13 protein-coding genes are annotated in these 20,863 nt (G+C 58.8%); 7 read left to right on the top strand and 6 right to left on the bottom strand.

Annotated features, from left to right (window positions below; genetic code table 11):
* Nucleotides 1-3 precede the first annotated feature (3 nt).
* From ACNA0J_RS18905 to ACNA0J_RS18930, 6 genes are all read left to right on the top strand, one after another.
* Nucleotides 4-882, top strand: a complete 879-nt coding sequence (locus ACNA0J_RS18905; RefSeq protein WP_415820404.1) for an ABC transporter permease — start codon at nt 4-6, stop codon at nt 880-882.
* A gap of 33 nt (nt 883-915) precedes the next feature.
* Nucleotides 916-2,163, top strand: a complete 1,248-nt coding sequence (locus ACNA0J_RS18910; RefSeq protein WP_415820405.1) for a metal-dependent hydrolase family protein — start codon at nt 916-918, stop codon at nt 2,161-2,163.
* Between the two features lie 19 nt (nt 2,164-2,182).
* On the top strand, nt 2,183-3,799 hold the full coding sequence (locus tag ACNA0J_RS18915; protein WP_415820406.1) for an amidohydrolase family protein: 1,617 nt from the start codon (nt 2,183-2,185) through the stop codon (nt 3,797-3,799).
* Nucleotides 3,789-4,973 carry a CobW family GTP-binding protein gene (locus ACNA0J_RS18920; RefSeq protein WP_415820407.1) on the top strand — a complete coding sequence of 395 codons (1,185 nt, stop codon included), beginning with the start codon at nt 3,789-3,791 and terminating at the stop codon, nt 4,971-4,973. Before ACNA0J_RS18915 ends, ACNA0J_RS18920 begins: the two co-directional genes overlap by 11 nt.
* On the top strand, nt 4,966-6,021 hold the full coding sequence (locus tag ACNA0J_RS18925; protein ID WP_415806785.1) for an ABC transporter substrate-binding protein: 1,056 nt from the start codon (nt 4,966-4,968) through the stop codon (nt 6,019-6,021). The genes ACNA0J_RS18920 and ACNA0J_RS18925 overlap by 8 nt, the downstream gene beginning before the upstream one ends.
* Before the next feature lie 138 nt (nt 6,022-6,159).
* Nucleotides 6,160-7,800 carry a gamma-glutamyltransferase family protein gene (locus ACNA0J_RS18930; RefSeq protein WP_415820408.1) on the top strand — a complete coding sequence of 547 codons (1,641 nt, stop codon included), beginning with the start codon at nt 6,160-6,162 and terminating at the stop codon, nt 7,798-7,800.
* Nucleotides 7,801-7,820: 20 nt separating this feature from the next.
* Here the strand turns inward: ACNA0J_RS18930 and ACNA0J_RS18935 are convergent, their stop codons facing one another.
* Both ACNA0J_RS18935 and ACNA0J_RS18940 read right to left on the bottom strand, forming a co-directional pair.
* Nucleotides 7,821-8,876 (bottom strand): hypothetical protein, encoded by a 1,056-nt coding sequence (locus tag ACNA0J_RS18935; RefSeq protein ID WP_415820409.1) that lies wholly within the window; start codon nt 8,874-8,876, stop codon nt 7,821-7,823.
* 762 nt (nt 8,877-9,638) lie between these two features.
* Complete coding sequence (locus ACNA0J_RS18940) at nt 9,639-10,193, bottom strand: MbcA/ParS/Xre antitoxin family protein (protein WP_415820410.1); 555 nt, start codon at nt 10,191-10,193, stop codon at nt 9,639-9,641.
* A gap of 551 nt (nt 10,194-10,744) precedes the next feature.
* Here ACNA0J_RS18940 and ACNA0J_RS18945 point away from each other — a divergent pair.
* Nucleotides 10,745-11,653: a hypothetical protein gene (locus tag ACNA0J_RS18945; RefSeq protein ID WP_415820411.1), complete on the top strand. Its 909-nt coding sequence runs from the start codon at nt 10,745-10,747 to the stop codon at nt 11,651-11,653.
* A 314-nt stretch (nt 11,654-11,967) separates the two neighbouring features.
* Here the strand turns inward: ACNA0J_RS18945 and ACNA0J_RS18950 are convergent, their stop codons facing one another.
* The 4 genes from ACNA0J_RS18950 to ACNA0J_RS18965 form a co-directional block, all read right to left on the bottom strand.
* Nucleotides 11,968-12,345 (bottom strand): SCO4402 family protein, encoded by a 378-nt coding sequence (locus ACNA0J_RS18950; RefSeq protein WP_415820412.1) that lies wholly within the window; start codon nt 12,343-12,345, stop codon nt 11,968-11,970.
* Nucleotides 12,318-18,479, bottom strand: a complete 6,162-nt coding sequence (locus ACNA0J_RS18955; protein WP_415820413.1) for a hemagglutinin repeat-containing protein — start codon at nt 18,477-18,479, stop codon at nt 12,318-12,320. Before ACNA0J_RS18955 ends, ACNA0J_RS18950 begins: the two co-directional genes overlap by 28 nt.
* A 392-nt stretch (nt 18,480-18,871) precedes the next feature.
* Complete coding sequence (locus tag ACNA0J_RS18960) at nt 18,872-20,359, bottom strand: tripartite tricarboxylate transporter permease (protein ID WP_415820414.1); 1,488 nt, start codon at nt 20,357-20,359, stop codon at nt 18,872-18,874.
* A 1-nt stretch (nt 20,360) separates the two neighbouring features.
* Nucleotides 20,361-20,846 (bottom strand): tripartite tricarboxylate transporter TctB family protein, encoded by a 486-nt coding sequence (locus ACNA0J_RS18965; protein ID WP_415820415.1) that lies wholly within the window; start codon nt 20,844-20,846, stop codon nt 20,361-20,363.
* Between the last annotated feature and the right edge of the window lie 17 nt (nt 20,847-20,863).

The following is a 20,863-nucleotide window of genomic DNA, read 5'->3' on the forward strand; positions in this document are numbered from 1 at the left end:
GACATGGATTCTGCTGAAAAAAGTGCTCGCCAAGGCCGGCGCATGGGCGCCAGCCTGGCGTTTCCCGCATCGATCATGGTATTGATCGTGATGCTGGTGCCTATCCTCATGCTGTTTCGCTACAGCTTCAATCATTTCGACAACGGGATGATGGTCGAAGGCTTCACGCTGGACAGTTACCTGAAATTCTTTGGTGACCCGTACTACCGGGATGTCTTTCTGAACACGGTCTATGTCGCAGCCGTGTGTACGATCTTGTCATTGATCCTGGGCTTTCCGGTCGCATACTTTCTGGCCAAATCGCAAAGCCGCTACAAAAGCCTGTTCATCATCCTGCTGGTCTTTCCCCTGATGGTCGGCAACGTCGTGCGCGCTGCGGGTTGGATGATCATCTTGGGCAATGCGGGTTTCGTGAACTATTTTCTGCAATTATTCGGGTTCACAGACCAGCCGGTGCAAATGATGTACACGCCCTTTGCCGTCATTGTCGGCACAACAGGCGTGGTGCTGCCGTATTTCATTTTGACCTTGCAAAGCGTGCTCGAAGGCATCGATTTTTCAGTCGAAGAGGCGGCCCAAAGCCTCGGCGCCAATTTCTTCGTGAGCTTTTATCGCATCGTGCTGCCCATTGCCGCCCCGGGCGTCGCCGCTGGGACCGTGCTGGTTTTCATCCTGTGCATGAATGCCTACGCCACCCCCGTATTGTTGGGTGGTACGGGCATCACCATGATGGCCCCTGCGCTATACGACCAGATCACCAAGGCCGCAAACTGGCCATTCGGCGCCTCGCTGGCTCTGGTATTGGTCGTCGCAACGCTGGCCATGGCCACGCTTTCCAATTGGTTTATCCATCGCCGCTACGTCAAGACGATGGTGTCCTGATCATCCTCTTTGCCGAATTCTAGGAGTACCCCGATGTCTGCAGTGCTATTCAAGAACGGGAATTTGCTGGACCCCACGCAACCCGAACTACAAGAAGGCTATGACGTGCTCGTCGAAGACGGGTTGATCAAGGAAGTCTCCGACAAGCCTATCAGCGCTGCGTCTGCCCGCGTCATCGACGCCACTGGCAAGACCGTCATGCCCGGCCTGATCGATCTGCATGGCCACGTCATGGCCACGCAGCTCAACCTCAGCAGCCAGGGCGCGTTGCCCGACGCATTGGTGATGATGCGAGCCGTGCCCATCATGGCCGCCATGCTGCGCCGCGGTTTCACCACATTGCGCGATGCAGGTGGCGCAGGCTGGGGACTGAAATGCGCCGTCGAGGAAAACACCATCGTCGGCCCTCGCCTGTTCATTTCCGGCCGTGCGCTGAGCCAGACTGGCGGCCATGGCGATCCGCGTCAGCGCTCGGATCATTTGCGTCCCATGAGCTATTGCGGCTGTTGCTTCCGTGCCGGTGATATCGGCCGCGTCGTCGATGGCGTCGACAATCTGCGCCGCGCCGTACGCGAAGAATTCCAGATGGGCGCCGACCAGATCAAGATCATGGCGTCAGGTGGCGTGGCATCCCCCACCGACCCCATCGCCGCCTATGGCTATTCCGAAGAAGAAATCGCCGCGATCGTCGCCGAGGCCCGTGGCCGCCAGACCTATGTCATGGCGCATTCGTACACCGCCGAGGCTATCGAGCGCGCGGTGCGCAACGGCGTACGCACCATCGAGCACGGCAACCTGATCGACGAACCCGTAGCCAAATTGATGGCCGAAAAAGGCGCCTATGTGGTGCCCACCCTGGTCACCTACGAAGCGCTCGCCAACGAAGGCGCCTCATACGGCTTGCCTGCCGACAGCGTCGCCAAGATCGCGACGGTGCGCACCGCGGGCCTCGCTTCGCTCGAGCTATATAAACGCGCCGGCGTCAAAATGGGCTTTGGTTCGGACCTGCTCGGCCCATCACAACGCCTGCAAAGCGACGAGTTCCGCATACGCGCCGAGGTCCTGCCGAACTTCGACGTCCTGCAAAGCGCCACGCTGATCGGCGCCGAAATTCTGAACATGCAAGGCAAACTCGGCCAGCTCATCCCCGGCGCCATTGCCGACGTGCTGGTAGTCGATGGCAACCCCTACAAAGACATCAACTGCCTGCTCGGTCAAGGCGACCACATCCCGCTGGTCATGAAAGCCGGCCAGATCTATCACGACGAGCTCGCCGCCTGAACCCGATCAAAGGAATCCCATGTCCAAGCCTGACAATCCCTATATCAACTCCCAGCCCGGCGAGGAAATGGGAGACCTCAACGCCAGCAAAGGCTGGAAGCCTCCTGTTGCCGCCACCTCTCGCGATCGCGGAGAGGGCCCCTTTAAACGCCTCGTGCTGCGCGGCGCCACCATCATCGATGGCACCGGTGCGCCGCCATGGGGCCCCGTCGATATCGTCGTGGAAAACGAACGCATCGTCGCACTGATCGGCGTCGGTGCATCGCTGGATACGATCAATCCGGCACGCCGGCCTGCCCCTGGCGATCACGAGATCGACTGCCATGGCAAATTCGTCATGCCCGGCCTGATCGACTCGCATGCCCACATCGGCACGCCCTATCACTCCATGTGCGACGTCGAGCCGCCTGCGGACTACATCTACAAACTGTGGCTGGCGCACGGCGTCACGACGGTGCGCGAAATGGGCGGTCTGAATGGGCTGGGATATACCCTGCAGCAAAGAGAAGCCTCAGCCAAAAACGAGATCGCCGCGCCGCACATCCTGTCGTACGCCTATTTCCCCGCCGTCAATGATCGCGTCAAGACCATTCACACCCCCGACCAAGCGCGCGATTGGGTGCAACGCCTGAAGGCCCGCGGCGCCGATGGCATTAAATTTTTCGGCGCGCCGCCCACCATCATGCAGGCGGCGCTGGACGAGGCCGCCAAAGTCGGCCTGGGCTCTGGCTGCCATCATGCGCAAATGGCCGTGACACGCGTCAATTCGCTGAAGTCCGCCAAGTGGGGCCTGACCAGTTCCGAACACTATTACGGCCTGCCCGAAGCTCTCTTCGAAAACCAGGTCGTACAGAACTACCCCACCGACTACAACTACAACGACGAATACTTCCGTTTCGCGCTGGCGGGCCAGACGTTCAAACAAGCCGCCGCGCCAGGCAGCGCAAAATGGAACTCGGTGATGGAGCAGTTCCTGGAGCTGGGCCATACCTTTGTCCCCACCTTCAACATCTATGACGCCAACCGCGACCTGATGCGCGCGCGCCGCGCCGATTGGCATGACGAGTACACCTGGAAAGCCGTCTGGAAATATTTCCAGCCCCAACGCGGCGGCCACGGTTCCTACTGGTATCGCTGGAGCACGACCAACGAAATCGAATGGAAAGAAAACTATCGCCTGTGGATGCAGTTCATCAACGAGTACAAAAACCTCGGCGGCCGCGTCTGCGCCGGCAGCGATAGCGGCTTCATTTTCCAGATCTTTGGTTTCGGCTTGATCCGCGAACTGGAGCTGCTGCAGGAGGCCGGCTTCCACCCGCTGGAGGTCTTGCGCAGCGCCACGTCACAGGGCGCCGAGTTGCTCGGCGTCAACGAGGACCGCGGCTCTGTCGACATCGGCAAACGCGCCGACCTCCTGATCCTGCAGGAAAACCCGCTCGAGGATTTCAAACTGCTGTATGGCACGGGCGCGCTGCGCCTGAACGACGGCACCGGCCAGCCTGAATGGCGCCGCGCCCTGCAATACACCATCAAATCCGGCATCGTGTATGACGTAGACCAATTGCTCGCCGATGTACGCGCACTGGTCAACGATGGCTGGGGCGATGACAAAAATCGACCGCCTTATGTCCGCTGATCCTCACACCCTCGATACGGCGAGCTCCCGCCGTGATACGGCTCCTGCGACCAGCGGCGCACCCACTGCGTCGGCCCCCTCTGGCAGCGACTCGGCGTCTCGTCAGCACGGCGCCGTATCACGCGACAACGCGCCGATTGAACTCATCATTCTCGCGGGGTTTCTGGGCAGCGGTAAAACCTCGCTGCTGGTCGATCTCCTGCAAAGCGATGATCGCGGAGAAACCGGCGTCATCGTCAACGAGGCCGGTGAAATTGGCATCGACGGCGTGATTGTGGAAGACGGCTCGCAGAATTCCGTCACCATGCTGGCCAACGGCTGCGTATGTTGCTCGCTGCGCAGCAGCCTGGTCGACACCGTGATGTCTCTGCTTGACGCGCCACGGCCGGCAGGCCATGGGCCTCTCACACGCATTGTCCTGGAAACCAGCGGCCTGTCGCGGCCCGGCCCCATCATCGCATCGCTGGCAGATCCGCTGCTCAGGTCACGTGGATTGCGTATCTCGGTAGTCAGCACCTACGACTGCGAACGCGGCTTGCTCAATATCGAGTCCTTTGACGAGGCCGCAGCCCAACTCGCCGCCGCGCAGCGCATCGTTCTGACCAAAGTCGATCTCATCGCCGCGGAGACCATCGAAGATCACCTCAGCGCCATACGCGGTGTCAACCCACTGGCCCAGATCGTCGCCGATGCAGATCGTACCCAGGCCGTGCGGCAGGCGTTCACTACATCGCCATCCAGCGATCCGGTTGACCTCGCACTGCAGGCCTTGCTCTCATCTGAGACGCGTGCGCAAGCGCATCCCCGTATCCATGTGCTCAAAGGCACACGGCGGCAACCAGCCGAATGGGAAGATCTATCGATCTGGCTGGATGATCTGGCGGGTCTGTGCGGCGATCGCCTGTTGCGAGTCAAGGCAGTCTTCAACGCCATCGACTGCGACGAACCTATCCTGATCCAAAGTGTAGGCACGACGTTCGGCATGCCGCGCAGGATGACGCAACGTACCGGCACCGACGACATCTGCGTTGTGATCGCCCGCGATATCGATGCCGCGGACATCAACGCAGCCTTTCCAGATGCACCGGTCCTATTGACCACTGCTGTCGCTTCCCCTTTTTCCCAGCAGGACGCTCCATCCCTGCGCCATTTCCACAGAGGGCACCATGCATAAGCACAATCTCCATCGACGCGGTTTTATCAAACAGGCGGCAGGCCTGGCCATCGCGCCGGCCCTGCCTCTGATTCCTGGCATGGCACACGCCGCCTCCTCCAACGTCGTAGTAGGGACTTGGGGCGGTGATTACCAGAACCTGCTGCAGCAGTTCATCAGCCCCATCGTCAAAGCCCAAGGCGTGGATGTGGTCTTCGATACCGGCAACGCCACCGCGCGCAACACGAAGCTCAAAGCCGAGCGCAACTCGCGTCGCGGCTCCATGGACATCGCGCTGCTAGGCGACCTGGACATGTACGACGCCAGCACGGCTGGCGTACTCGAACCCGTGACCGCGGACAAGATCCCTAATCTCGCCAACGCGATCGACACCTTCAAGACCCCCTATTCCATTCCCCATATTTTCAGCGCCATGGTGCTGGTCTATAACAAAGACCTCGTCACCACGCCGCCGCACTCCTTCAAAGATGCGCTGGATCCCAAATACAAGGGTCGCGTCGGGTTCTCCGACATTCTCTTTAACTTCAATACGCTCTTTGTCGGCCTGGCAGAAGGTGGCGACGGCTCCAGCTTCGAGCCCGGCTACGCTTTCCTGAAAAAGCTCAAAGCCAACTCGCCCAAAGTCTTCCCGTCCAACGAAGCCGTCGCCGCTGCCTTCAAATCCGGAGAAATCTGGATCGCCTGCATGTGGAAAGCCCGCGCGCTGCAATGGAAAGAAGCCGGTTTGCCGCTGGAATTCGTCATCCCCGAAGAAGGCGCCATCCCCGTGACGTTCGAAGCCGCCGTGCCCAAAAACAGCCGCAACAAAGATGCGGCCTGGAAATACATGAACGCGCTGCTCGATCCCGCCGGCCAGGTGCATTTTGCCGACACCATGGGATATGCGCCGACGGTCAAGAACGCCTCGCTGCCGCCCGAACTCCAGGCATCCGTCGGCTTTACCAAAGAAGAACTCGCCCGCATTCACCCCTACGACCTGAAAGCCCTGGCCAGCCATCGCGCCGCCAGCCTGGATTTCTGGAACAAGGAATTTAAAGCCGGGCTGTAAAGCCCGATCATGTCGCTCCCTATTCGGGGGAGCGACNTNNCACGACCGATGAACATAACGTGCATCGGCCGTGCGGCGCCTCGGATTCGGGGCTGCTACGCGAACACCAATCAGTCATTCTCACCCAAGGGAACCACCATGGGACAAACTCCAGCACGCAAAATACCTGCCCCTAAAGCCATGATCGTTGCGCCGCAGCCCGAGGCGGTTTCCGCGGGGGCTGAGATTCTGCGCTCGGGCGGCTCGGCGCTGGACGCCGTGATTGCGTGCGCCATGGTGCAAGGCGTAGTCGATCCATTGATGTGTGGCATCGGCGGATTCGGCATGCTGCATATCTATGATCCGGCCACCGGTACGCGTAAAGTCTACGAGGGCTTTGGCGGCTGCCCCATCGACAGCCGTGCCGACATGTGGCAGGACATTGTCCTGGGTGAAACCACCGATGGCTTTGGGTTCATCGTCAAAGACTTCGTGAACGAAGCCGGCGTGCAGTCGGTCACTGCCCCTGGCATCCTCAAGGCCCTGTCCGCCGCGCATACGGAATTCGGCAACATGGCCTGGGGCGACCTTTTCGGGGCGGCTATCGACTGTGCTCGCGACGGATGGATCGTACGACCCCATGTCTACACCGTATTCACGCAGAACGAACGCAAATACGGCCGTATGAATTACGGTGAAAAACTCGCCCTCACGCCGGACGGACGCCGCATTTATCTGGAGCCGGATGGATCTTATAAAAAGCTAGGCTCCTATATCCGCAATCCGGACTTGGCTGCCACCTTGCAAACCCTCGCGCATGAAGGCGCCGAGAGTTTCTACACAGGCTCGCTGGCCGCGCACATCATCGACGACGTGCGCACCAACAATGGCCTGCTCTCGGCGGCGGACTTGGCGCAATTTCGCCTGCGCACCTCCGATCCTCTATCGGTCAACTATCGCGGCTGGCGCGTGGATATGCCCGCGCCTCCCGGCGGCGGTGTATTGGTGGGACAGATACTGCGCATGGCCGAGCAATTCGAGTTGCCTGCCCTGGGCCACAACTCGCCGCAATACATCCGCGTTCTCGCCGAAGCGATGAAAATCGCCCTGCGCGACAAAGAACAATTCATCGGCGATCCCGATTATTCCGACAATCCCATTGACCGCCTGCTGTCCGATGCCTATTGCCAGGAACAGGCCACATTCATCCGTTCGGGTGAAAAAGCCAACGTCGTCCGCCGCACGCCGGGGGAATCCAAACATACCACGCACGTCAGCGCCATCGATGCCAATGGCATGATCGTGTCGTTGACGCACACGCTGGGCAATCCATCCGGGTTCATCGTCAAGGAAACCGGCTTTATGATGAACGGCGCCATGAGCACCTTTGATCCCACGCCCGGCACACCGAACTCCATCGGGCCTGGCAGACGCCGTTACTCGTCCATGTGTCCCAGCATCATCTACGACGGCGAACAACCCGTATTCACGCTCGGCGCACCCGGTGCATCCTGGATCGGCCCCGCAGTCTCACAGGTCATTCTCAACGTACTCGAATGGGGTATGGGCGTTCAAGAAGCCATCATCGCCCCGCGCATCGTCGCCACCAGTAACGCCATCGACATTTCCAACCGCATTCCTGTTCACGTGCAAAAAGCGGTAGAGCAGTTCGGCTACGAAGTCCGCCGCAGTTACCTGAGCTACGCCTTTGCAGGCGTACATGGGATTACGCAGTTTGATGGCAAACTCGAGGGCGGTGCAGATCCGCAGCGGGACGGGTATGCGGAGGGCGTCGCGTAGTATTTACCAAGCGCGAGAGTTCAGTACCGCGAAAGGCGATTCAATCGCGGAGCACCTAAGGTCGGACAGAGCTCTCGGTAGTTGTTCTTAATGTAGCTGACGGCGAGTTTCCGCAGATTTGTCCTGTGGTTATACAGAATGTACAGCCTAATATCAGAGCCTACAGTGGGGCCGAAATGTTTGGCGATGATATCTTTGCCGAGCCGTTCCTGCTCTGAAGGCGGCCCTTCCGAAGAGGTCCTGGTACGCCACAGATAAAGCGCGTCACGTGCTTCGGCCATACGCGTATTTAAAGGCGATCCTTCGTAATCTCGTACAGCGGTAACGGTTTCAACGTGTACGCACTCCAATAGCGACGAGGAGACACGCTCAAGTTTGTCATCTCCGGCAAACCATTGCGCCATCGTGAGCCATTTCTCGTCGATGGGTGCTGACATCGTTGACGGCAACGCGTTGAAAGTTTCTGCGGTATCTTTATCAATGGAACCAATGGCACGGACAACAATGTCGGTATGCCCGGTGTTGTCGAGGATCTTTTTGAACTCCACCACCATAGCCAGTTTTTGATAAACCGAATCCCCAGACCTGGGATAGCCCAGTCTTTCCGAGAACAACCAATTCAGCGTAGACCGTATGTCCGCAATCGCTCTCGCATCTTGCAAATGCGGGTGCGTCAGCATGTCCATACTTTGCTGATACTCTGAATCGGAAAGATGCGCCAACGCATGCAAGAGCGGGCCGTTGGTAAAAACATAGAACGCCGAATTATCGGCAATCCATTGCTGGCCGACATCTTCGACGTATTTATAGTATTGAGGAGAAAACAGCCGTTCTGCCACAGAGGAGCCATGGATGGGACATCCATGATGATGCAGCGCTCCGCGCAGCTCATCCTCCACCATGCCCACCAGGATTTCTGATCTATCACGCATCGCTTGACCGAACGGGCTGCTGTTATTGACGGCTAGCCAGGTTTCTCGCTGCTTCGCCGTGGGTTCCGGATCCTTTCGGCAGGCGGTAAGGGCTACGCCAAGCAGCAAGCCCGTGACACACAAAATTAACAGTCTCTTCATCATGTTGTCTTGTTATTTGAACGCAGTGCGAGGCTAGCAAACGTTCTTATTTTTTGTGGAAAAGGGAACAGCTGTATTTCTGCCCCGTCGGCAGTAAACACATTGATTTTTTTAGCTAAATAGCAAGCGATGCCGTTCTCATGCCGATATTTAGAAAACTAAAAATAGGACCGGCCCGATAACTCGATCGATGCGGAATACTGAGTCGGGCCTGAGTCACCCTGTTTTTGTCCGTTCAGGTTTTCAGTTGTGGGCGGGTTGGATGACCTGCTGATGGGGGAACTCTATTGGACGTTTCAGTATTGGCAGGACGGGGATTGAGTGCTATTGGACGTCGAANCGGGGCAGTGACCGTNTTGGCGCTTCACGGAGTCGGTCGGCCGCCTGCGCGTCCGACACCGCTTCGTCAACCTCGTCGCTACGCTCCTTCGGTTTCCCTCGCTCGACTCCGAGGCGCGTCAACACGGTCACTGCCCCGCTTCGACTCACAGCATCTCTGATCCCCTCGTCGCTGGGACGGGTGGTCTACGTAGGCTTCGTAGGTGATGATTTCTGCAAAGACGAAGATCTTGCAGGGCGGCTATTCATTGGCGCCTACGGGCGCACCAATGAATAGCGTTCGTGATCGACATGCGAGGGCTTTGGCCTCGGTGGCAAACAGAAGATCTCTCGAGCAACGATTTCTCATAGGCCAACAGGAAATCGTCCATACCACGGCTTCGCGACATCCAAAGACGTGCAGCTAAACGACTGCATCTTTACCTCTTAAGACACGTCGAAGGCTTCGAGAATGAATGCTTCGACGCGCCGGAGGCCGTCTTTGGTCCCCATGAGTTCCAAGGCGCTCTTTCCCCTGAATTCGGTTCTATTCTCGTTCAACCAGATCAATATCTTGTCATTGTTTTGAACACAGCGGCGCAGCAGCGACAGGATTCGAGTCAGATGAATACCACGCACAAACGTTGAACTGCCGGCAGCGTTGTTCGATATGGTTTTGGGGGCTGCGAAGGTGGTTGGATAGCGTGCCGCGTAGTCTCCGGGACGAGACCCTCGGCAATAAGTGTTCTTATACTGGCTGCAGCCCCAGAACGGTTTCTTGGTATTGATCCAGACCATCGCATGTCCACAGATAGGGCAATTCGGTACTGCCTCTTTCGTATAGTCGCGCGCGCGAGGGGCCAGCGCGATGTACTCGACCAGTGCGGATGGTATTTCTCCTGCTACGTACCATACGCCTTGTTCGGCATCATATTTCGCGCCATTGGCTTCGGCGTATTTCCTATGTGCGATGGGGATCCAAAGGATCGTCTGTGTAGACACGCGGAGTCTCCTGATGTTGTTATGAGTCGGCCGCACCACACGCGGGAAAGCGTGATCTCTTTTTGCGTTCAGTTAAGGCACAAAGACGAATTGCATCCTGAGGCACGGCACGTGAGCTAAGTCAACGTGAATACAGGCTATTCCGCTCGGCGGGATTTGCAAATGGGGGGTTGACGGAGTCTTCGTTATTACCAGACTGATCCGACCGCCCATCTGAGGGTGCCCCGGAACATTTTCTGCAGAAATTCTGGTAATGCGACGTACAGATTATCTAAACCGTGCTGTTTAGGAGCCTCAACGAATTCTGATCCAAGGGTCTGGCGTTACGCGTCATTGCTTTTTTCAAACGGCTTTCTGTAAGTCTGTTTTTCTTCGAAGAACCCCCATATCGGGGAGACACCGAAATTCCACCCACTATCGTCGACTCAGACGGAAAGCTTAAGGCCTGGCGTGATGCATGCGAACCAGGAATCGGAACGCGGCTTAGTGTCAGTGTTACTCATCGATCGGTGAAATCACCAATCAACGACGCTATCTTTTAGAAAACACTTATGGAATACGTACAAAATCTGTCCACTGGCACGTCTACCGCATTGCCTGCAATGAGCGCACTCGCTGCGCCAGATACGGGCACCGAAACGATCAAGGCCGATCCAGAGGGATGCGATCTCGCTAGTAATGCTGATAGCGCTGACCAAGCCGTACCGCATCGAGCCGGCACACTCAGCTCGGACAAACTTGTTGCCGCGCACTTCGGGCAAAAGCGTAATCTGGCGGGATTGATGGAAATGGCCAGATCACAGAGCATCAGCCCAGGCCCGTTGATGGAAGCCGTTGTCAACATGCCTGGCCTAAGCCGCGAAGAACGTATCAGCGCGATTCGGACAATCGTTGATTCGGAGGAGGTTCCTGATCATGGTGAGTTTGCCTCAGATAGCGCGCTCTACGAGCAATTAGAGCAAAGCAATCTAGAGGCGGCGGAACTCATGATTGCAGGTGGTGTGGGCTGGAACCACGCGCTGTTCCTAGCTGGTTCCATTGATGATAAGCAGGCAATAAAAAACCTGCTCAAATGCGACGGCGTCCGATTCCATGCCGTCATGAATGTCTTGCTGTCTCGGATCTCTCATCCGGGTAGGGGTAATATCGCTTATTCGATGATCCAACACTATGCCCTAGAGCGACATTCATCCACATCGTTGAAAATCCGTGAGCTGAAAGGGCTATTAGAGACTAATTGGCTCTTCAGGGCCGCTGCTAAGACAATGCTGCAAAATGAGATACAGGCAGGCAATACCCATGCTGTCGCTATTTTGATGACAGCCGGTGTCAAGCTAGACGACATCAACGACCTGGATTGGCTAGCTGATCCTATGCGCACGACGGGCGCTCAACAACAGGTTGACGCTCACAGCAATCCCAGCAGCAATACGGTTAAACCGAGCAAGCAGTTTGTTTAACCAAACCGCACCTTTATCATCGTACCGTGTGTCATACGTTATGAGGAGACAAGTATCGAAAGATAGCTAGTCTCTAAGCTATCTGGATGACGTCGCTAGGAGAGACTAGCGACGTCATTGCGTGCTAACTTGAACGCTATGCAGCTGTGGCAGACTCTGAGCTTTCCTGCATTCTGACGAATGTCTGAGCGGCGCGGCAAGAGTTCTCTGATCTCGCTTTGACGTATTAATTTTTCGTCATATCTCTTGAATCCAACATATCTATGCTTTGGAATTTTTCTTTCAAAGCTATATGGGTCAGATTCGCACAAACGCTACATTGTTCGCAACGCCGTCTTGGCAGCCTGAACGACATCATCCCATTCAGGCTTTTCAATGTATTCCTTGTCCGTCAACTCAAGGCCATATTTACCAAAAACAAAATCTATTTTTTTCACAAGATCGGATATCGAAACGACTTCTTCATCATTTTTCAAAAACCATCCAAGCGTGGATCTCGGATCTCCCGCCAGATTCGTATCGTCATATAGGAAATGAATAGCGTAATTCAGCTCATCATGACCACCACCCGGCCGCTGATCATTGACCCAAGCTTTGTACTGATAGTCTTTATCCGCAAGTCCTTGCAGATAATCTATCAGTTCTTTTCGCATTGCTGGACATTTCAATCCGGAGAGTTCCAGGTCTTCCATTTTTGATACTCACTTAAAGGGATGTGTGCCTGCTCTGGACTATCTTTAATCGAGCCTTCTATTGGCTTTCCGTCCCGGCCAATAACTCTTCCATTAGAACGCACAATTACGTGATCTACTTGTTGAATAGGCTGACTTACTTCCGAATTACCCTTGTCGATACGTACACCATTACCTTGATTTTTGGGATCTTGCCAACGATAACCAACGCCTTTTTTATTTAACCCCACTTCCCATTCCTTTGGAAACCTATCGACAACACTCTGAGGAACACGCCAGTGCTCGCCGGTCCTCGTTAGCGTACTTAATTCTCTACCGTTTCCTCCCGAAACGTAGCCCGCGGGGCCCTGCTTCGTCTTTGCTGCTCCTGCCGCTTTGCCCCCTCCCGGCGTTGGTGGCGAGCTCACCCGCCCCGCTTTCCCTTCCATCGACGGCATCGCCGCGCCGAGCGCGATTCGGTCTTCCGGCGACAGGTCCTTGAGTTCATAGACGCCACCATTTTGTTTGGTCTTGATCGTCTCCAGCTTTTCGTCGAGTATGTGGGCGGTTCTTTCGTACTCGCGTGCGATCGCTCCATCACGCTCGGCCCATGCTTTTCCCTCGGCGAGGGCATGGTCACGCTCAGCTCGTAATGCCTCCCGCACCTTGGCCAAGTCTCCCGGGTTGGTAGCGTAATAATCCAGTGTGTCTGCCGCTTCGGCCTGTGCGCGAGTGACGCCGGTCAGGCTGCTCAAACTCTGCTTGCTCGCCCGCAGATGCTCCCACGCGGTGTCGTAGAGATCGCCTAAATTGACTGCGTCATAGAACTCGGCGAGATTGTCGTTATCGTGTAAGAAGCCGGCGAACTGCAGTTCGTTTTTATTGCTCTGATCGATCTGACCATCGAAGTACGCAAAACCGCTGCCCTGCAGCTCTGTCGCAATCTCTGCAAGGAACCCACGGGCGGTGGGATTTTCCGCGTAGTACTCGGCGGCACGGTCGTCGGTCTGGCGTTGCGCCTGCCCGGTGAGTTCTGCCTTTGCCTGCTCGATACTGATGTCTTGGCGTTTGGCATAGCGGTCGACGTGCTTGCGGATCAGCTCGCCTTCGTCAGGGTGCAGTTGACGGTTAAAGCGATCGGCCGCCGCCGCGCCGCCGGCTCCGCTGGTCCCGCCAACCAAACCGCCTGCCGTGCTGGCGACCACGTTGACAATGACCTTGGCCACGGTCTCTTTGGACCCCGCGGGCAGGCTCTGCACGGCCTGCTCGACCTGGTCGCGCACGAGGTTCGCGGTAATGTCGCCTGCGATGGTGCCCGCCACAGCGCCGCCGACATCGCCCGCGCCCAAGGCTGCACCCAGGCCTGCAACAGCGGCGTGCAGCGCGATACGTCCCGCGCCTTTTTCCGCCCACAGCTCCGGATTGTCTTTTTGGAGTTGGGCCGCCACATCCCCCGCGATCTGCATGCCGAGCTGCGCAAAGGCCTGCTGGAATTCCAGTTGCTCGCGGACCTGATTCTGGTCAAAGATCCGGTCTATACGGCCATTGGCGTTATCTGCGTGACGGTTCAAGCCCGCTGCGCTGTCTCGGCCGCTGGCGTTATCCGCACGCACCTCGATCGTGGCCGGTGCGATCGCCGCTTGCGTCGTACCAGAGGCCGTCCCACGCGCCGCGGCCAGACTCAAGCCCCCGGGCGGGCCGCCTACGATGGATCCTTGGTTCTCCAGAATATCGAAGACACCGGCCACGCCCACCGACATGCCCGTCGACGAGGCGCGATAAGCAGCCTTGTTCTCGATGTCCGTAAAACCCAGCGTCTCGGTCGCAAGATAGTTTTTGTCCGGTGCGGCACGGCTGGCAATCACGGCACCATCCAGTTGTGTGTGCGCACCGACCTCGATGTCGAACCCGCCCTCACCGGCATAAAGACCGGTCTGCTCGTTCACACTGTCGTAACGCGAGCGAGTCTTGCCCCGGTTGGCTCCCAGGTTCGCAGTCCCGGTCATCGACCCCACGCTGAAACTGCCGCCGGCGTTGACCTGCTGCTGCCTGGCATCGTAACGGTCCGAATCTTGTTGACTAACTATTTCCAGATTGCGTCGCGCCGACACCTCAATGTGATCGGCTCGGACCTGGGCACCGGCCAACACCGTGTCGCGGCCCGAGAGCATCACCACGTTGTCTTGCGCACTGATCTGCGTTTCCCGACGTTCAACGCCGTTGCCTTCGCCTCGACCACCGCCCTGATAGCCACTGGCAAAGACGTTGATGCCGCCACCGCCCTCAGAGACGCCCACACCGACACCGGCCTTCCAGCCGCTGTTATGGTTTTTGGTGATCTCGGTCGAGGTCTGCGTCACGCCCTGCAGGGTCAGATCATCCATGGCAGACAACAGGACATTTTTGCCAGCAATGTCGCTGCCTGCGACCGTGATGTGGCCGCCAGCCCGCGCAGCCTCGCCCTTCGCAACATCCGTAGCGCGATCTCTGGCGCCTTTCACATTGCCCCCTGCCGCGCTTGACGCCGCAATAGGCGAATCCGCAGCCGTCAGTTTGCCCTGCGCGCCTCGCTCACCATCGGCAACAATATTGACGTCGCCGCCCGCGATCACCGACGATCCGAACGCCGTTTCTTGCGTGCGTTTAGTCGTACTGCTCGCGCGGGTCGAGCCCGCACTGATCTGGATTTGTGCCTGAGTCTGGCCCTTCTTCGCCGCCTGCGCGTCGGTTCCAGCCTGACCGTCAGCACCGGACTGCTTGTTTGCGTCCTGGGCCGCCATCATCCGCCCCGCCTGCACGGCCTCGTACGCGGCCTGCCCCGCCTTGACGGCCGCCAACCGTCCGCTTTGTGCTCCGCTCGCTTCACGTATCGTGTGCTGGATCTGCTGCGCAGCACCCAGTACACCGCCCGCCACGCCGATGCTCAGGCCCGATTGTTCGAATTCGTGATGCTCCGCCTGATGCGCGTGGCCCATCCCCGCCACGATCTCTACGTTGCGCCCTTGCACCGTGATGTCGCCATGTTGGGCCAACAGGTTGCTGGCCTGCATGTAGATGTCTCCGGCGGCATCGAGGTTCAAATTCCCCTCGACGCTGCCGAGCGTGCTGGCCGCATAGCCTGTACTGTCTGTCTGAAACTTATCGGTGCGGACTTGCTTCTGGTAACCCGCACTGAAACCGCCGCCACTGCCGATGCCCTTCTTTCTGGTTCTTTCGTACTGATAAGTCTCGTAGTGTTCATCGGCCCCAGCAACATGAAGATCGCCCTCTACGGTGATCTGTATGTCCTGTTCTCCAACGAGGTTTGAGCCCACGACCTTCAAGTCCCGGCCCGCGACGACCTCCACCGTCTCGCCTGTCAAAGTGGACGCCTCGGCGCGTTCCCACGCAACAGCCTTGACGGTGTCCGTCGTCTTGGATGACAACAAGCCCTTTGTCTTGGTCCGCGATTGATCTCTGGCAGAGCCCGTGCTCTTGCCTGCGCCCACGCTGACGTCCCGGCCTGCACCTACCGCCAGGTGTTGTTGCGCATCGATCTGCGCAGCATCGGCGCTGAGATCTTGCTGCGCCATCATTGTCAGATCGCCCCCGGCTGCGACCGTTGAACCAACGGCACGAGTCGTCTGTCGTTCATGGCGATTGTGGGCATCACCCACGATCGCCTCTCGATGTCGTTCGGTGACCGTGTCCAAACGCATATCGCGCCCCGCCCGCAGGTGCGCATCGTGTTCAGCCGACACCTGCGCAGCCACCAATTTCAGATCCCGCCCGGCTGCGATCAGGAGGTCGTCGGCCTGCACTTGGGAAACGCCAGCCATGTGTGTTCCTGACGTGGCCCCAAGGCTCTCGGACGCAACGACCGAACTCAACTCGATATCCTGCCCAGCACGCAGCGAGACGATGTCGCCCTTGATCTGCGACGCGACGTTGCGCAGCTTTTCACGGGCTTGCAGGTCTACGATGCGCCCCTGGATCCGCCCTCCCTCCTGGTTGAGGATGTTCGCCGCCCTCGCCACCATGGCCTCGCGCGGGGCGATCATGCCGCTGTTGTGCAGCTCGCCTTCAACCGCAATAAACGTGTCCCTGCCGGAGATCAACGTGGTGTACTCGTGCTGATCGCGCAGCGCCCCTTGCGGAAATACGTTGGACGGCCCCACGGGCAACGAGATGGGCTCGCTCGACAAGGTCACGTGATAAGGCGAACGATGAGCCTTGCGATCGCCATGCCGCGCCTGGGTAAAGGTCGCCTGCCCTTCACGCGTCACCCGGCGCTCACCGCCTGCGCCGTGGTTGCGCAGCGCCGGACCCGCGATGGTCAACGGGCCGGTGGCGACGATGTGGCTCTTGTCGTTGGTCACCTCGCCACGCAACGCAATCGCGCCACCGGCCAGGATGCGGCCTGGCTGACTGTGTCGCGTGCGTGTCTCGGACACCTTGTCGTGGACTTCGTAATAGGTAAAGTCCTGGACCAGCCGGTCTTTGAAGTTTTGGTTGAACGCCCGGATGCGCGAATCCAGTTCCCCGTACGGTCCTTTGTACGTGTTGATCGCCGCCTCGTAAGCTCGACGTTCGGGTGTGGGTTGATTGTGCGGTTTGGTGGTCACGCGTGGGCGGTCATCAGACTGCCGGCCACGACGCGCCTTGGATTCATGCCAGACAGGCTGCGGCCCTTGAGGCGGCGCTACGCCAAACGCGGTCCAGATGCGCCCATGGGGTTCGTAATGGAATTGGTCCGGTGTGGTGACCCAGTTGCAACCGGCGTCGCCACCCGGCCCCTGGCACGTCCGCTGCGACGGGGTAAGGCTCAAGGCAATAGGACTGGTGATCCCGGCGTGGCCGCGTTGTTGCGGCACGTAATCAAAGGGCGGCCCATATTGCGCCTCGGGATATTGCGCCGAAGGCAGCAACAGGCGGCGCTCGGGGTCATCATTGAGCCAGCTCGGGTGCTTGCCGCAGGCCGGCGTCACCGCATCACAGAGCCAGGTCGTCGCGGCATCGTACATGTCCGTGCTGCCGCTCGGCGTGTAATACACCTTGGGAGTCGAGGACAGCTCCACGTTCTCCGAGGCGAAATTCGCGTTCAGGTTGTGCATCCACGCCACCGATATATCGATGTCGCCCGCCGCCTGAATCGTGCCCCCTTCGTTGAGTAACGACTGCGCACGCACCGAGACATGCTGGCCCTCCACGCGGCCGCGGGTCTCCAGACGCGGGGCCTGCACATACACCTCACCATGGGCCTTGATCGACCCCTGGGGAGCGATGTGCACCTCGCCTTCGTTCGTGATGACAAGATCGCCGGTCAGCGCCTGCAGCGCACCGCCCATGTTCACGCCCAGGCCACGCTCGGTACCAATCAATCGGATCGAATTGGCGTACATGCCGCCTAACGCGGCCGTATCCAGCGACACCCGGGGAGCAGGCCCCTTGCCTTGGATCGCCGTGACCTCGCCGGTGACACCATCGACGCGCGCCGCACCGGCCACCACATTCAGATGGTCGGCCCATACCTGCGCGTTGATCTGAATCGCGCGCGCCAGTAAATCAACGTTGCTAATGTTGGAGACATTCAAACCCTGGCCATTGATCTGCAGCAGGCCCTCGGTGACTTCAAAGGCCACACTGCCTGGTGCCCCCGCCTCCAGACCGACGAGCGGCCGCCCCGTCGTCAACGTGGCCCGGGAGGCATTCACAAATCCGCACCCGTCACAGGCAATCCCGGCCGGGTTGGCGACGATCACATTAGCGCGTTGCCCCGCGACCTCCAGCAACCCACGCAACTGCGAGGGGTTGGGTGCAGTCACCTGATTCAGGATCGTCGTCGCAGGGCCGCGGCCCAAGTGGGGATTGCCCGCAATCTGGCCAGCCAACTGCGTCTGGCTCGCCGCACCGCTGTTGTTCAAAATGACGCCAGAAGGACCGACGTTGAACTCGGTGAACTTGTTGTTCGACACCCCTGCCGCAGGAGGCGCAATCTGGATGACCGGCACCCCGCCTTGATTGCCCACCACCGGGCGTACCCCGGCCGCTCCAGTATCAACGGTCAGGGGCAAGGTCTGCGCCCATGCCTGGCCACCGCCAGAGAGACCCAGCAACACACACGCCAACACCCTGGCCAACACGCCACAAGCCTGAATACGGAACAAACGCATCATCTACACATTCACGACGCACACGGCACCGCCACCGGCAACGCGGTGCGATGGATGTGAAAATTGAGAGGAGGAAATCAACAACCGAGCCGATAGGGCTCAGCCAGGGCAAGACGCCCAGCATCGAGGCATGTCGTTGCACAGTTTCCAACGGTATAAACAGGCGCCAACGCATCGCCCTCGGCTGAGCGAGCCGCTAGGCTAGCTAACGTTCTTATTGTTTTGTAGCGGGGTAGCGACCGGATTTCGCTACCCGTTCAGCGGCAAATACGTTGATATAGCTGGCTGAACCGTAGATCCTACGGTTGACGAGCAACGATCAGGTAAATAAAAAAAAGGACTATTCCTACATTCCTACCCACTCGATGCGCCAGCTTATCAGGATGGCAGGACGATCACGCGTTCGCCCGCAACTTGCGCAACAGCGCCGGCAAGAACAGCACGGCCAGCGCCAACGCGATGAAGGTGGCCGACAACGGCGAGGACACCAGCACCAGCGGATTGCCTTCGCCAATCGACAAAGCACGGCGCAATTGCGTCTCTGCCAGCGGCCCCAAAATCAATCCGATCAACACTGGCGCGATGGGAAAGTCATAAACGCGCATCACATAACCTGCCAAACCGATCACAAACATCAGCAGCAGATCCATCCACGACGTGCCGACGCCCCAGATCCCGACCATGGCAAAGACCAGGATGCCCGCATACAAATACGGACGGGGAACCAACAGCAATCGCACCCACAAGCCCACCAGCGGCAGATTCAGAACCAGCAGCATCAGGTTGCCTACATACAGCGACGCGATCAGCCCCCATACCAGATCGGCACTGTTGACGAACAAGAATGGGCCGGGCTGCAGACCATAGCTTTGGAACGCAGCCAGCAACACGGCAGCAGTCGCCGATGTGGGCAAGCCCAGGGTCAGCAACGGCACCAGAATGCCCGCCGCCGCCGCGTTGTTCGCCGCCTCGGGCCCTGCGACCCCCTCAATCGCGCCGTTGCCGAACTCCTCTTTGTGCCGGCTCAATCGGCGCTCTATCGTGTACGACAGAAATGTCGGCACTTCGGAGCCCCCAGCCGGCAACGCCCCGATCGGAAAACCCAGCGCCGTTCCACGCAACCAGGGTTTCCACGACCGTTGCCAATCCTGCCGCGTCATCCAGTGCCCACCCGACAGCGGGTTCACCGCAGGCGGCGCGTTGCGATAGCGGCTGGCCACATAGAGAATTTCCCCGACGGCAAATAAGGACACCAGCACCACCGTGATATCGATGCCGTCCAACAAGTCCGGAGAACCGAACGCCAGGCGCGCCTGGCCAGACGGGCCGTCAATGCCCACCACGCCCATCGCCAGGCCCAGGAACAACGCAATAAACCCGCGTACCCGCGATGTCCCCAACACCACCGATACCGACGTAAAGGCCAACAGCATCAAGGCGAAATAATCTGCCGGCCCGAACACGAACGCCAGTTCTGCAATCGCCGGCGCCAGGAACGTCAAGCCCAATGTCGCCAATGTCCCCGCCACAAAGGACCCGATCGCGGCGGTCGCCAACGCGGCGGCGCCGCGTCCTGCGCGCGCCATCTTGTTCCCCTCGAGCGCCGTCATCATCGAGCCGCTTTCGCCAGGGGTATTCAACAATATGGAGGTCGTAGACCCGCCATACATCGCGCCGTACAGCACGCCGGCAAACATGATGAATGCGGCCGTCGGCGCCAGCTTCACCGTCACCGGCAACAGCAGCGCAATCGTCAGGGCCGGTCCGATCCCCGGCAACACGCCAATGGCCGTCCCCAGTAATGATCCGACAAACGCCCACATCAAATGCGCAGGCTGCAACGCGACCCCAAAACCCGCCATCAAGGAATCAAAGGCATCCATCTCACCACCCCGCCAGCGGCAATGCGCCGCCCAACGTCACACCCAACCAGGAAAATCCCACCCAGCAAATCGTCCCCAGTACCAGACCGATCACGCTGTCGAGCACCAGCCGGCGTGATCCAAACGCATGCGTGACCAAGACAAACGCCAGCATGGCGGTCAAAGGGAAGCCGAGCGATTGCATCGTCAGTAGCGGTACGCCCGCCCCTGCTGCGGCAAAGGCAAAAGCCTTGCGCGACGGTGCGGCGTCGGCCTCGGCACTCTCGGCTTCCTGGGGATCAAACGAGTCACCGCGCGCGATCTGCGCCATCAAGGCTAACCCGAGCAGAATCAGGACCGCGCCGACCAGCATGACAAAAGCCCCCGGCCCGACCCCACCATAGCCCGCCGCGTCTGGCAGCGCATACCCTTGCTGCAGCCAGATCGCGCCAATAATGATCACGGCCAAGGCCAACCACCACGGACGGCGTTGCGGCGTCGCGGACATGACGTTCTCCTGTACGG

This window comes from Bordetella tumbae, from assembly GCF_965139195.1.
GTDB classification, from domain to species: Bacteria; Pseudomonadota; Gammaproteobacteria; order Burkholderiales; family Burkholderiaceae_B; genus Bordetella_A; species Bordetella_A tumbae.

What these genes read in the sequence shown, in the direction of transcription:
- ACNA0J_RS18905 (WP_415820404.1), top strand. Translation starts at nt 4, where the DNA reads ATGGATTCTGCTGAAAAAAGTGCTCGCCAAGGCCGGCGCATGGGCGCC.
- ACNA0J_RS18910 (WP_415820405.1), top strand. Translation starts at nt 916, where the DNA reads ATGTCTGCAGTGCTATTCAAGAACGGGAATTTGCTGGACCCCACGCAA.
- ACNA0J_RS18915 (WP_415820406.1), top strand. Translation starts at nt 2,183, where the DNA reads ATGTCCAAGCCTGACAATCCCTATATCAACTCCCAGCCCGGCGAGGAA.
- ACNA0J_RS18920 (WP_415820407.1), top strand. Translation starts at nt 3,789, where the DNA reads ATGTCCGCTGATCCTCACACCCTCGATACGGCGAGCTCCCGCCGTGAT.
- ACNA0J_RS18925 (WP_415806785.1), top strand. Translation starts at nt 4,966, where the DNA reads ATGCATAAGCACAATCTCCATCGACGCGGTTTTATCAAACAGGCGGCA.
- ACNA0J_RS18930 (WP_415820408.1), top strand. Translation starts at nt 6,160, where the DNA reads ATGGGACAAACTCCAGCACGCAAAATACCTGCCCCTAAAGCCATGATC.
- ACNA0J_RS18935 (WP_415820409.1), bottom strand. Translation starts at nt 8,876, where the DNA reads ATGATGAAGAGACTGTTAATTTTGTGTGTCACGGGCTTGCTGCTTGGC.
- ACNA0J_RS18945 (WP_415820411.1), top strand. Translation starts at nt 10,745, where the DNA reads ATGGAATACGTACAAAATCTGTCCACTGGCACGTCTACCGCATTGCCT.
- ACNA0J_RS18950 (WP_415820412.1), bottom strand. Translation starts at nt 12,345, where the DNA reads ATGGAAGACCTGGAACTCTCCGGATTGAAATGTCCAGCAATGCGAAAA.
- ACNA0J_RS18955 (WP_415820413.1), bottom strand. Translation starts at nt 18,479, where the DNA reads ATGATGCGTTTGTTCCGTATTCAGGCTTGTGGCGTGTTGGCCAGGGTG.
- ACNA0J_RS18960 (WP_415820414.1), bottom strand. Translation starts at nt 20,359, where the DNA reads ATGGATGCCTTTGATTCCTTGATGGCGGGTTTTGGGGTCGCGTTGCAG.
- ACNA0J_RS18965 (WP_415820415.1), bottom strand. Translation starts at nt 20,846, where the DNA reads ATGTCCGCGACGCCGCAACGCCGTCCGTGGTGGTTGGCCTTGGCCGTG.